Source organism: Kribbella swartbergensis (assembly GCF_054784135.1).
Map to the genome: position 1 here is coordinate 221,505 of NZ_BAAGPM010000034.1, position 12,232 is coordinate 233,736.

The 12,232-nt window shown below is 69.4% G+C and carries 14 protein-coding genes; 4 read left to right on the forward strand and 10 right to left on the reverse strand.

The window, feature by feature from the left end; all coding sequences use genetic code 11:
* Positions 1-3: 3 nt before the first annotated feature.
* The 3 genes from ACYVOK_RS30145 to ACYVOK_RS30155 form a co-directional block, all read right to left on the reverse strand.
* A complete protein-coding gene (locus ACYVOK_RS30145) occupies positions 4-492 on the reverse strand; it encodes a type III secretion system chaperone family protein (RefSeq protein WP_460665960.1) in 489 nt (162 codons plus the stop codon).
* A complete protein-coding gene (gene mshA, locus ACYVOK_RS30150; RefSeq protein ID WP_460666345.1) occupies positions 489-1,739 on the reverse strand; it encodes a D-inositol-3-phosphate glycosyltransferase in 1,251 nt (416 codons plus the stop codon). Before mshA ends, ACYVOK_RS30145 begins: the two co-directional genes overlap by 4 nt.
* 108 nt (positions 1,740-1,847) lie before the next feature.
* Positions 1,848-2,789, reverse strand: a complete 942-nt coding sequence (locus tag ACYVOK_RS30155) for a hypothetical protein (RefSeq protein ID WP_460665961.1) — start codon at positions 2,787-2,789, stop codon at positions 1,848-1,850.
* 83 nt (positions 2,790-2,872) lie between these two features.
* On the opposite strand from ACYVOK_RS30155, the gene ACYVOK_RS30160 reads away from it, so the two are divergent.
* A complete protein-coding gene (locus ACYVOK_RS30160) occupies positions 2,873-3,622 on the forward strand; it encodes an SDR family NAD(P)-dependent oxidoreductase (protein ID WP_460665962.1) in 750 nt (249 codons plus the stop codon).
* A 15-nt stretch (positions 3,623-3,637) separates the two neighbouring features.
* Here the strand turns inward: ACYVOK_RS30160 and ACYVOK_RS30165 are convergent, their stop codons facing one another.
* Positions 3,638-4,273 (reverse strand): TetR/AcrR family transcriptional regulator, encoded by a 636-nt coding sequence (locus ACYVOK_RS30165; RefSeq protein WP_460665963.1) that lies wholly within the window; start codon positions 4,271-4,273, stop codon positions 3,638-3,640.
* A 275-nt stretch (positions 4,274-4,548) separates the two neighbouring features.
* Between ACYVOK_RS30165 and typA the strand changes: the two genes are divergently transcribed.
* Complete coding sequence (typA, locus tag ACYVOK_RS30170) at positions 4,549-6,414, forward strand: translational GTPase TypA (RefSeq protein ID WP_460665964.1); 1,866 nt, start codon at positions 4,549-4,551, stop codon at positions 6,412-6,414.
* 131 nt (positions 6,415-6,545) lie between these two features.
* Entirely contained in the window at positions 6,546-7,106 is a 561-nt protein-coding gene (locus ACYVOK_RS30175; protein ID WP_460665965.1) for a L,D-transpeptidase, read from the forward strand.
* 28 nt (positions 7,107-7,134) lie between these two features.
* Here the strand turns inward: ACYVOK_RS30175 and ACYVOK_RS30180 are convergent, their stop codons facing one another.
* The gene (locus tag ACYVOK_RS30180) at positions 7,135-7,638 is read right to left on the reverse strand and encodes an O-acetyl-ADP-ribose deacetylase (RefSeq protein ID WP_460665966.1); all 504 of its coding nucleotides are present in this window, start codon (positions 7,636-7,638) and stop codon (positions 7,135-7,137) included.
* Positions 7,639-7,731: 93 nt separating this feature from the next.
* Between ACYVOK_RS30180 and ACYVOK_RS30185 the strand changes: the two genes are divergently transcribed.
* On the forward strand, positions 7,732-8,532 hold the full coding sequence (locus tag ACYVOK_RS30185; protein ID WP_460665967.1) for a L,D-transpeptidase family protein: 801 nt from the start codon (positions 7,732-7,734) through the stop codon (positions 8,530-8,532).
* Positions 8,533-8,576: 44 nt separating this feature from the next.
* Here the strand turns inward: ACYVOK_RS30185 and ACYVOK_RS30190 are convergent, their stop codons facing one another.
* From ACYVOK_RS30190 to ygfZ, 5 genes are all read right to left on the reverse strand, one after another.
* Positions 8,577-8,930, reverse strand: a complete 354-nt coding sequence (locus ACYVOK_RS30190; protein WP_460665968.1) for a DUF2516 family protein — start codon at positions 8,928-8,930, stop codon at positions 8,577-8,579.
* Between the two features lie 101 nt (positions 8,931-9,031).
* A complete protein-coding gene (locus ACYVOK_RS30195) occupies positions 9,032-9,565 on the reverse strand; it encodes a hypothetical protein (protein WP_460665969.1) in 534 nt (177 codons plus the stop codon).
* Positions 9,566-9,600: 35 nt separating this feature from the next.
* Positions 9,601-10,080 carry a helix-turn-helix domain-containing protein gene (locus ACYVOK_RS30200; RefSeq protein ID WP_460665970.1) on the reverse strand — a complete coding sequence of 160 codons (480 nt, stop codon included), beginning with the start codon at positions 10,078-10,080 and terminating at the stop codon, positions 9,601-9,603.
* An 83-nt stretch (positions 10,081-10,163) separates the two neighbouring features.
* Positions 10,164-11,120 carry an asparaginase gene (locus ACYVOK_RS30205; protein WP_460665971.1) on the reverse strand — a complete coding sequence of 319 codons (957 nt, stop codon included), beginning with the start codon at positions 11,118-11,120 and terminating at the stop codon, positions 10,164-10,166.
* A gap of 58 nt (positions 11,121-11,178) precedes the next feature.
* The gene (gene ygfZ, locus ACYVOK_RS30210) at positions 11,179-12,183 is read right to left on the reverse strand and encodes a CAF17-like 4Fe-4S cluster assembly/insertion protein YgfZ (RefSeq protein ID WP_460665972.1); all 1,005 of its coding nucleotides are present in this window, start codon (positions 12,181-12,183) and stop codon (positions 11,179-11,181) included.
* Positions 12,184-12,232 lie beyond the last annotated feature (49 nt).

The window sequence follows — 12,232 nt, forward strand, 5'->3', positions numbered from 1 at the left end:
AGACTATCGGGGGTCCAGCCAGCCCTTGAAAGCGTCCAGATTCCGGGTCGACTCGCCCCGGGAGACCCGCCACTCGTACTCCTTGCGGATCGACGAGGCGAAGCCGAGCTCGAGAATCGTGTTGAACGACGAGTCGGCGTACTCGAGGACGGCGCCGAGCAGCCGGTCCACCTCGGTCGGGGTGATCGCGTGCAGCGGGACCCGCCCGTCCAGGTGGATGTCGCCCAGGTGGTCGACGGCGAACGCGACGCCGTACATCTTCAGGTTCCGCTCCAGCAGCCAGCGGTAGACGGCCTCGTGGTTCTCGTCCGGGCGCCGGGCGACGAACGCGTGCACGTGCACCGCCTGCGGCCCGACGGTCAGCGACACGGTCGTCTTCAGCTTCCGCTCCCCCGGCAGGTCCGCGGTGAAGGCACCGGGCTCGCCCTCGGTGAAGTCGAGCTCGTTCTCCTTCAGGACCTGGCGGATCACGTCCGCCGCCGAAACCCTCATCCAGCCACCTCCGCGGCCAGTTCGGCCGCCATCGTCTCGGTCGCCACCCGGTAGGCGGTCAGCGTCTTCTTCGCGGTCAGCTCCCAGCCGAAGCCCTGGGCGTGCTCGACCGCCGATCGGCTCATCGTCTCGCGGGTGGCCGGATCCGTCGCGATCCTGGTCAGCGCGTCGGCGAAGTCGTCGACGCCGTGGCCGGGCACCAGCAGCCCGGTCCGCCCGTCCACGACCGCGGTGGTCAGCCCGCCGACGGCCGCCGCGACCACCGGCGTACCGCAGGCCTGCGCCTCCAGTGCGACCAGCCCGAAGGATTCCGAGTACGACGGGACACACACGACCGACGCGGAGCGATACCAGTCGGCCAGCGCGGACCGCTCCATCGGCTTGACGAACCGGGTCACGTCGTCGACCCCCAGCGCCCGGGCCAGTTCCGCGTGCGACTCGGGATGCTCCATCCCGTTGCCCGACGGGCCGCCGATCACCGCGACCACCAGCCGCTCCCGCAGCGACGGGTCCCGCTGCAGCATCCGCGCGGCCGCCCGGATCAGCAGGTCCGGCGCCTTCAGCGGCTGGATCCGCCCGACGAACGTCAGGACGACGGCATCCTCCGGCAACCCGACCGCCCGCCGGGCCGCCGCCTGGTCACCAGGACTGAACATGTCCAGATCGACGCCGGGGTTGACCACACCGACCTTCGCGGGCTGGGCGCCGTACAGGGTGATCAGCTCGTTAGCCTCTTCGTCGGTGTTGGCGAGCAGCCGGTCCGCCGCCTCGACGACCTGCTCCTCCCCGAGCAGGCGAGCAGGCGGTTCGGGTACGTCGTCCTCCGCGAGGCTGGCGTTCTTCACCTTGGCCATCGTGTGCATGGTGTGGACGAGCGGGACGGCCCACCGGTCGCGGGCGAGCAGGCCGACCTGGCCGGACAGCCAGTAGTGCGAGTGGATCACGTCGTAGTACCCGGGCTCGTGGATCGCCTCCGCCCGCAGTACGGCGCGGGCGAAGGTGCACAGCTGGGCGGGCAGCTCGTTCTTGGTCAGGCCTTCGTACGGGCCGGCCGCGACGTTGCGGACCATGACGCCGGGCATCAGCTCGACCCGGGCGGGCAGGCTCGAGGAGGTCGCCCTGGTGAAGACATCGACCTCGATCCCCAGGTCGGCGAGGCGCTTCGACAACTCCACGACGTAGACGTTCATCCCGCCGGCATCCCCGGTCCCCGGCAGATCCAGCGGCGACGTGTGCAGGCTGATCATCGCGACCCGCCGGAGTGGACGGTCGGCGGAGGGAAGACTCACCTGGTCAGCGTAACTCCGGCGGCGCGGCCTGGAATCGGGACTTCTCCCTATCCGCCGGGCCGCACGTCAGTCCGGCGGCTGTGGCGGCACAGCCAGGGTCTGGCCGGTTTCGAGGGCGGTGGCGATCCGGCGGGACAGGGTGGCATGGAGGTCGGCGGTTTCCCTGCTGAGCTCCTCGATCAGGCCGCTGCGGCCGGCGACCTCGGTGCTGGACAGGAGTTCGACGTACCGGTCGCGGTCCTGGAGGGCTCCTTCCAGGGCGGTCTCGACCTCTAGTACGGCGTCGGCCTCGCGGACCTGGTCGGCGTACCGCTCGAGCTTGGCGACCTTGGCCTCCATCGCGGTCGCGGACAGCTCGAGGGCCTGTCGTTGCGGGTGGAGGACGGCCTCCAGCCGAGCCGTCCGCAACGGCTGCTCGAGGTCCGACTGCCGGGTCCGCAGGGCGGACAGTTGCTGGAGGACGCGGCCGATGTCCCAGAGTTGTTCGGGCAGCACCACGTCGTTCTTGGCCGCGTCGAGCAGTCCGCGCTTGTTCACCTCGGAGTCCTGGATCGTGTCGACGGCCCGCTGCGCCCGCCGCATCAGGGCCGCGGCCTGCTCGTCCCAGTCCTCGGCGAGCAGGTAGTTGCCGTGGTGCCTGCGGGCGACGGCCCGGGCCCTGGACTCACCGGCCATCGCGAAGATGCCGGCGACCAGCAGCAGGACACCGAGCACCCCGGCGCCGCCGCTCAGCCAGACCGCCAAGCCATCGGGGAAGATCGCGTAGAGCAGCCAGCGCAGAAAGAACCACAGGCCGACCTCGATCCCGCCGAACAGGACCAGGCCGCCGATCGTCTCCCCGATCGGTTGCGACCGGCCGGCGACGTCCTGTTTCGGCGCACTCGCGGGAATCAGCACGTCCGGGTGCTCGCTGAGCAGGTCCCGCGCCGAACGGGGTACCTCGGGCGAGAACACCACGACCCGCCGCGCCTGATCGGTCTGCTCCTCGTCGCCGGGCTCGGTGTCCATCTGGCCGCCTTCCCGAAAGTCTCGACGTTCTACTGTGCGGACTGCTTCCCGCCGATGGCAACCGGGCTGCGAAACTCGGGGGTATGACTTCGAATGCGCGTCCTCTTGCCGTCGTCACCGGAGCGAGCAGCGGGATCGGAGCCGCGTCCGCGCGGCACCTGGCCAGGGAGGGTTTCGAGGTGCTCTGCGCGGCCCGCCGGCTGGACCGGGTCGAGGCGCTGGCCAAGGAGATCGACGGCCGCGCGGTCCAGTGCGACGTGACCTCGCCCGACGACGTCGCCGCACTGACCGCGGCGGTCGGCGACCGGCTGGAACTGCTGGTGAACAACGCCGGCGGCGCGTTCGGTCTGGAGCCGGTCGCCGAGGCCGACCTGGAGGCCTGGCGGGCGATGTACGAGGTGAACGTGATCGGTGTCGCGGCCGTCACGAAGTCGTTGCTCCCGGCCCTCATCGCCGGGCGCGGCACGATCATCGTGATGGGTTCGACCGCCGGCCAGGTCGCTTACGAGGGCGGCGGCGGGTACGTCGCCGCGAAGCACGCCGTCAAGGCCGTCGTCGACACGCTGCGGCTGGAGTTGTACGACCAGCCGGTGCGGGTCTGTGAGATCGCACCGGGCATGGTGCGCAGCGAAGGTTTCGCCCTGACCCGGTTCGGCGGCGACCAGGAGAAGGCCGAGGCGGTGTACGCCGGTGTGGCCGAGCCGCTCACCTCCGACGACATCGCGGACATCGTCGCCTGGATCGCCACCCGCCCGCCGCACGTCAACATCGACCGCCTGACCGTGCGCCCGCGGGCCCAGGCCGCGCAGCACAAGGTCCACCGCGTGCAGTAGGCGTCTCGAACGTCCTTACTTCGCGCGTAGGCGGTCGACGGGGGGCGAGTCGACGGGCAAGGCGGACGTTGGTTCGGGGAGGGCGTAGTTGGCGTAGAGGCGGCGGCGGACGGCTTCCAGCGGGAACGTGTGAGGGTAGATCGCCAGCTTGACGGTGACACCCTCCAAGGTTGCCCTGAGCAACATTTCCTCGACGGCCGGGTCCTCGGCGCCCCGGGCCGCGAAGACGGACCGGATGGCGTCCTCCACCTGCGCCAGCCGGGCGTTCTTGTCGGCTTCCACCCGGGCGAACACGTCATGGGTGCTGGGCTGCATCATCAGCGTGATGGCCAGCCGCTGGACCGGCAGCGTGGTGGCGGCGGCCATCAGGGCTCCGTCGATCATGCCGGCCAGCCGTTCGTCCGGGGTGCCCTGCAGGGTGAGGATCGCGGTGATGCCGTCGAGCCAGCGGTCCAGCAGCTCGGCGGCGAGCTGCTCCTTGGTGGCGAAGTAGTACGAGACCAGACCCCGGGACACCCCGGCACGGGCGGTGATCTCGGAGATCGACGCGGCCTCGTAGCCCTTCTCGGCGAACACCTCGAGCGCGGCGGCGAGGATGCGTTCACGGGAGCGTTCCCGGAGCTCCTGGTTCACGGTGGCCGAGCGCGGCACGGTTCCTTCCCCGATGCTGGTCGTGGCCCCGGAGGCCGAGCAACCCCCCACTTGTGCTCGGCGCTCCCGGGCGCTGACCCCCCGTTTCTTTCCGGACCCCTCCCCAGGCGGCCCACCTATAGACTGGACGTCCAGTCAATGAATGTCAAAGGCCGCCCGTTACCTGGGCACGTTCCGTCACCGGTAGGATGAGAGGGCTGCGCCCTGTGTCGAGTGGCACGTGAACCAGCCGTAGCCACCGCCTGAAACCCTCTCACCGCTTGGAGCGCTTCCCCATGCCTGTCCGTAACGACCTGCGCAACGTCGCGATCGTGGCCCACGTCGACCACGGGAAGACCACCCTGGTCGACGCGATGCTCTGGCAGTCCGGCGCCTTCGGTGCGCACCAGCACGTCGACGAGCGGGCGATGGACTCCGGCGACCTGGAACGTGAGAAGGGCATCACGATCCTGGCCAAGAACACCGCGGTCCGGCACAAGATGGCCAACGGGGAGCAGGTAACGATCAACATCATCGACACCCCCGGTCACGCCGACTTCGGTGGCGAGGTCGAGCGCGGGCTGTCGATGGTGGACGCGATCGTGCTGCTGGTGGACGCCTCCGAGGGCCCGCTGCCGCAGACCCGGTTCGTCCTGCGCAAGGCGCTGGCCCGGAAGATGCCGGTGATCCTGGTGGTGAACAAGGTGGACCGCCCGGACGCCCGGATCTCCGAGGTCGTCGACGAGACGTACGAACTGTTCCTCGACCTGCTCGACCACGACGCGGACCAGAGCGCACTCGACTTCCCGGTCGTCTACGCCTCCGCCCGGGCCGGCCGCGCCTCGCTGAACCAGCCCGCGGACGGCGCCCTGCCGGATTCGGAGGACCTCGAGCCGCTGTTCGAGACGATCCTCGAGAACGTCCCGGCTCCGACGTACGTCGAGGACGCGCCGCTGCAGGCACACGTCACCAACCTGGACGCGTCGCCGTTCCTCGGCCGGCTCGCGCTGGTCCGGGTGCACGAGGGCACGCTGAAGAAGGGCGCCCAGGTCGCCTGGTGCAAGCACGACGGCAGCATCGAGCGGGTCAAGATCACCGAACTGCTGGTCACCGAGGCACTCGAGCGGGTGCCCGGCGAGTCGGCCGGACCGGGTGACATCGTCGCGATCGCGGGCATCCCGGAGATCATGATCGGCGACACCCTGGCCGACCCGGAGAACCCGAAGCCGCTGCCGCTGATCACCGTGGACGAGCCGGCCATCTCGATGACGATCGGCACCAACACCTCGCCGCTGGCGGGCCGCACCAAGGGCACCAAGGTCACCGCCCGGCTGGTGAAGGACCGGCTGGACAAGGAACTCGTCGGCAACGTGTCCATCCGGGTGCTGCCGACCGAGCGCCCGGACGCCTGGGAGGTGCAGGGCCGTGGCGAGCTGGCGCTGGCCATCCTGGTCGAGCAGATGCGCCGCGAGGGCTACGAGCTGACCGTCGGCAAGCCGCAGGTGGTGACCAGGGAGATCGACGGTAAGCGGCACGAGCCGGTCGAGCGGCTGACCATCGACTGCCCGGAGGAGTACCTCGGCACCGTCACCCAGCTTCTCGCGGTCCGCAAGGGCCGGATGGAGCAGATGACCAACCACGGCACCGGCTGGGTGCGGATGGAGTTCCTGGTCCCGGCCCGCGGGCTGATCGGGTTCCGCACCGAGTTCCTCACCGACACCCGCGGCACCGGGATCGCGCACCACGTGTTCGAGGGGTACGAGCCGTGGTTCGGCGAGCTGCGCACCCGGCCGACCGGTTCACTGGTCGCCGACCGGGCCGGCGTGGCGACGTCGTACGCGATGATCAACCTGCAGGAGCGCGGCACGCTGTTCGTCGAGCCGACCACCGAGGTGTACGAGGGGATGATCGTCGGCGAGAACTCGCGCAGTGACGACATGGACGTGAACATCACCAAGGAAAAGAAGATGACCAACGTCCGGTCGTCGACCGCGGACGAGTTCGAGAAGCTCATCCCCGCCCGCAAGCTCTCGCTCGAACAGTCGCTGGAGTTCTGCCGTGAGGACGAGTGCGTCGAGGTGACCCCGGACGCGGTCCGGATGCGCAAGGTCGCGCTGTCCCAGGTGGACCGCGCGAAACTCGGCCGCAAGAACAAGGCCTGAACCACCGCGGTGTGATACACCGTTCATCGGTCCGGCGCGGGGGCAAGAAGTTCCGGATCGTTACCAACCAGACGTGAGGTACTGACGTCTGACCTTGTGCAAGCACTCAGTTGGGGGAAGGACAAGGAAACATGGGCATTCTGCGTAAGCTCGGCGCCACCGTCACGGCCGCCGCGTTCGTGGGTGTGGGGGCACTGACCGCGGGGACGGCCGAGGCTGCCACGGTGGCACCGAAGGTTGCGCCCCAGGCCGTGGTCGCGCCGCAGCAGGCGACGGCGGCGGCGAGTTCGGCCGCGGTCGTCCCGGGGAAGCTGCGGATCGACAAGCGCTGTATGACGAAGGGCCGGGTGCTGTGCATCAACAAGCGCACCCGCAAGCTGGTGTACATGGTCAACGGCAAGCCGGTCCAGATCGCCGACGCGCGGTTCGGCGGCCGGAAGACCCCGACCCGCAACGGCGTGTTCAAGGTCTACCGCAAGTCGAAGAACCACGTGTCGTCGATCTACAAGTCGCCGATGCCGTACGCGATGTTCTTCAGCGGCGGCCAGGCGGTGCACTACTCGTCGGACTTCAAGGCCCGCGGGTACAACGGCTCCTCGCACGGCTGCGTGAACATCCGGGACAAGAGGAAGATCGCCTGGATCTTCGCCCGGGTGAAGATCGGCGACAAGGTCGTCGTCTACAACGGCTGATGCTTCGCGCACAGCGGCCGGAGAGTGCTCACTCTCCGGCCGCTGTGGCGTTCCGGAACGCCTGGTGGAGCCGCGGTTCGACCAGGCAGAAGGTCGCGGTCTCGACGCCGGACGCCGTACGGCGCAGGGTCTGTACGGCGATGTCCGCGGCGGACTGCGCCGGCCAGCCGTAGATCCCGGCCGACACCGCGGGCAGGGTCAGCGTCTTGACGCCCAACTCGTCCGCGATCCGCAGCGCGTTGCGGTAGCAGGACTCGAGCAGTGCCGGATCCCGCTGGCCCGCGGAGTAGTTCGGGCCGACGACGTGGATCACGTACGACGCCGGGAGCGCGCCGGCCGTGGTCCACACCGCCGTACCGGTCGGGGTGCCGTGCGGGTAGCGCTCGATCAGTTCGGCGAGGATCTCGGGGCCGCCGGCCCGGTGGATCGCGCCGTCCACGCCACCGCCGCCACGCAGTGCGTGATGGGCGGCGTTGACGATCGCGTCCGCCGGGACCGTGGTGATGTCCGCGGTGCTGAGAACGATCTGCATGCGCGTTCCTCCGGTACGCTGAGGCGCCAACCAAATGACCCGTGAGGACGTCCTACCAGGGTGGGAACGGGGTCTGCACACAAGGGGTGTCCGATGCGAGGGCTGATCATTCGCAAGATGGTGACCGGACTGGTCGCGGGCGCAGCCATTGCGGCACTCCTCGGTTCCGGAACGGTCGCCACCGCACGGCCGTCGTCCACCGCCGACCTGAAGACGGTGCCGTTCGAGGTGTCCGGTGAGCTGCCGATCTACCCGAAGGCGCTGTGGAAGAACGGCTCCAGCGGGACGAACGTGCGCAAGGTCGAGGCCCGGCTGGTCCAGCTCAGGATGCTGGAGAAGCGCTACCTGGACAACGAGTTCGGCACCATGACCCGGTCCGCGGTGAAGAAGTTCCAGAAGTCCAAGGGCATTCCCCAGCTCGGGTACGTCGACCAGAACACCTGGGACGAACTGGTCGCGGCCACCCACGAGCCGACCCAGGCCGAGCTCTACCCGCCGGCGCCCGTCGTGGACGGGAAGAAGCTCGACGCGCGCTGTGCGACCGGTGTGGCGCTCTGCATCGACAAGACCAGCCGCAAGCTGCGGTACGTCGTCGACGGCGTGGTGAAGATGCAGATGGACGTCCGGTTCGGCGCGGTGAAGACGGCGACCCGCGAGGGCAGCTTCACGGTCGGCTGGAAGAGCCGCAACCACGTGTCGAAGCTGTACGACTCCCCGATGCCGTACGCGATGTTCTTCAGTGGCGGCCAGGCCGTGCACTACTCGTCGGACTTCGCTGCCCGCGGCTACAACGGCGCCTCACACGGCTGCGTGAACGTCCGGGACCTCGGCAAGATCAAGGTCCTGTTCGACCAGATCAAGGTCGGCGACAAGGTGGTCGTCTACCGGTCGTAGTACACCTGGGTCGTGGCGGTCGTCACGCCGTACGACGGAGTGGACTACAGCGGGCGCGGCCCGCGGCGACGGCGGATGGCGCCCCAGCCACCCCGCCCGCGACCGGCGGCGGCGCGCAGGGCCGGGCGGGCGTCCACCAGGTAGACACCGGCGGCCACGATGCCGATCAGGCCGAAGAAGCTCAGCCAGCCCTGGAAGATCTGGCTCAGCGAGAACACGGCCAGGATCAGCACCCAGCCGGGCTTCGTCAGCTTGTCCGCGGCAACGAACACGGCCCGCGGCCGGAAGGCGGCGTCGACCAGCGCGACCAGCTTGATTCCGAGCAGCACCCACCAGATGATCTCGAGCGGACCTGCGAACCCGGGAAAGAGGTTCGGGAACGTGGCGAGTGGGAGCATGCGTACGAGCGTACCCAAAGACCGGGCGGCCCACCTCTGCTGAGCGCAGATTGTGAGCCGCCGGGCCTGAGATTCACCCAGGAGTCGGGTGGAGCTTACTGTCAGTCGCCGACCTTGGTGGCCGCGTCGGCGGCGGCCTTGGAGGCGGTCTTGGCGGTCTTGCGGGCGCTGGTCGCGGTCGCCTTGACGTTGCGGGAGGCGGTCTCGGCGGTCTTCTTCGCGGTGGTCCGGGTGGCCTTGGCCTTGCTCACCGTGGTCTCGGCCTGGGTGACCAGGTCCTCGGTGGCCTTCTGGCTGCGGATCCGCTCGACCAGGTCCTTGCCGCGGCCGGCCAGGTCCTCGTAGGTCTCCTCGGCCTGGCCCAGCACGGTGGTGAAACCGGCCTGGGCGACGGCCGGCAGCTCACGGAGCTTGGCCGGAGCGGTCTTCGCGTCCGCGACGATCGCCTCGAACCGCGTCTCGATCAGCTTGGCCAGCTCGTTCTGCCGCTTGGTCAGCTCGGACTGCAGGGTCTTCTGGTCCAGCTTCGCGAACCGGGCGGTGACGTCGCCGCCGACCGCGCGGAGCTTCTCCACCGCCAGGTCGCCGGCACCGGCCAGGGCGTAGAACGGGGTGACGGGCGTACGGGTAGCCATCAGGCTTCTCCTCGGGATGTCTACAGCAGGATGAGTTACTTGCGCTTGCTTGCAGGGGTCTGTGGTGTCTTCTTGGTCGCCGCGGTCTTCTTGGCAGCAGCCGGCCTGGCAGGGTCGGGCTGCTCCGCGGCGTCGTCGCCGGACGTGTTCTCACGGACGAAGGACGCGTAGACGTCCAGCAGGACTCGCTTCTGCCGCTCGTTCAGCGCTGGATCGAGCAGTACGGCGTCGACCACGCCGGAGGCCCGTCGGCTCTCCGCGCTGTCGTCCGGATCGAGGATGCCGGCCCGTACGTACAAGGTCTCCGCGGAGATCCGCAACGCCTTCGCGAGCTGCTGCAGCACTTCGGCCGACGGTTTCCGCAGGCCGCGCTCGATCTGACTGAGGTACGGGTTCGACACACCGGCCAGGTCGGACAGTTGCCGAAGCGACAACTGCGCGTTCCGCCGCTGCTCGGCGAGGTACTCCCCGACGGAGCCCACCGCCCCGGCGGCACGATCACTCAACCTGGCCATGCCTCCAGTGTGCTAGCAAGCTGCTTGCAATTGCAAGCAGGCGGGGCCGTGAGCCCGCTCACGCGGAGTAATTGAAAGAGTGACTAGCTGAACGTCGGAGCATGCGGCAGGACGGCGCCGACCTCGGCGCCGCCGCCGTACAAGGGGAAGCGGGACTGCTGCTCGATCACCTCGTGATCGAGACCGAGTTTCTTCAGCACGGCGGCCATCACGACGGCGCGCGCCCGCGGCGTACCGTCCTCGACCTTCAGCGCGATGCCACGGCCGTCCTCGAGACCCACGGCGTACACACTCTCCGCGCCGACCTTGCAGAACAGGCCCGGCACCCCGCGCATGAGGGCAGCCTCGTCGCGGGCACTCCCGCTGGCGTACTCCGGGTACGCCCGGAAGGCGTCCTTCACCCGAGCCTCGAGCGTCCCCGGCGCGGCCGACGCGAACAGACCGAACGATCGCGCCAGCCCGGCCAGGCTGATCGCCAGGATCGGGGCGCCGCAGCCGTCCACAGCGACGTACGAGACCTTCTCGCCCGCGGTGTCCTCGACCGCGGTCCGGATCGCCTGCTGCAGCGGGTGCTCCGGTGAGCGGTAGTCCTCGATCCGCCAGTCGTTGATCACGGACGTCAGCAGCATCGCCGCGTGCTTGCCCGAGCAGTTCATCGTGATCCGCTCCGGACCGTGACCCGCGCGCACCCAGGCGTCCCGGGCGGCGTCCTCCAGCGGGTAGGCCGGCGGCGTCTGCAGCGCCGACTCGTCCAGGCCGGCCAGCGCGAGAATCTCGCGTACGCCGTCCAGGTGGAACTGCTCACCCGAGTGTGACGCACCCGCGAGCGCCAGCAGTTTGCCGTCCAGCGGCAGTCCGTGGCGGAGCATGCCGAGCGCCTGCATCGGCTTGTTCGACGAGCGCGGGAACATCGGCTGGTCCACCACGCCGAGGGACCACTCGACGGCGCCGTCGGGATTCGTCACCACGACGGAGCCGCGGTGACGGCCTTCCACGAAGCCGCTGCGAACGACGTCGGCCAGGATCACAGGTTCGGTCACGGCTGAACTGTACGGCCTGGATGTCAGGTGCAAAAAGCTGGCTTGCGAATGATCCCGCTCACAACCGGGCGCGGACGTGCAGACCGACCTCGGGATCCACCAGGAGCTCCTGCGTCGCGGTGACCGTCGGCTGGTCTCCTGTATCAGGCACAGGGACGACCTCGAGGACCGCGGCCGGGTCCACGTTCCGCTTCACCATCGCCAGCGCGATCGGCCCGAACTCGTGGTGCCGGGCCGCCGACCCGACGAACCCGACCTGCTTGTCGCCGGCGCGTACGGCGTACCCGTGCGCCGGCAGGTGGTCGACCGAACCGTCCAGGTGCAGCCGGACCAGCCGCCGCGGCGGACGACCGAGGTTGTGCACCCGGGCGACCGTCTCCTGACCGCGGTAGCAGCCCTTGTTCAGGTGGACGCCGACACCGAGCCAGCCCAACTCGTTCGGGATCGCCCGCTCGTCCGTGTCCAGACCGAACCGCGGCGCACCGGCCTCGATCCGGAGTGCCTCGTACGCCCAGATCCCGGCCGCCGGTCCCTCCAGCCCGGCCAACTCGGCCCGCGGCAGGAAGACCTCGTGCCCGCCGAGCGAGTCCTCACCACTGCGGGTCAGGAAGTCACCCTCGGCAGCGCCGGGACGCCAGATGATCGCGTAGTCCTCGGTCACGTCGGCGATCTCGACGCGGGACATGAACACCATCTTCTGCAGCCACTCGACCATGGCCGCGGCCGCGCCGGGCTCCGTGTGCAGCCAGAACGTCTCGCCGTCGTCGACGCCGTACATCACGTGCTCGACGTGTCCGGTCGGCGACAGCAGCAGCGCGGTGGTCGAGGTCCCGGGCTTGAGGCCCTCGAAGTACTGCGTGGTGAGCGCGTGCAGCCAGGTGAGTCGATCCGGCCCGCTGATCGTGACGACGTCGCGATGCGACAGGTCGACGAACCCCTCGCCGGCCGCCAGGGCCCGCTGTTCCCGCAGGTCGGACCCGTAGTGCGCCGCAACGCCGGCGTCGACTCCGTCGGCCTCGACCGCGCCGGGCCGGTCCAGCAGGGGGCTGCGCTTCAGTGACATGTCACCAGAGTACGTCGGCCGCATACGGCGAACGCCTCCCACCGTGGGA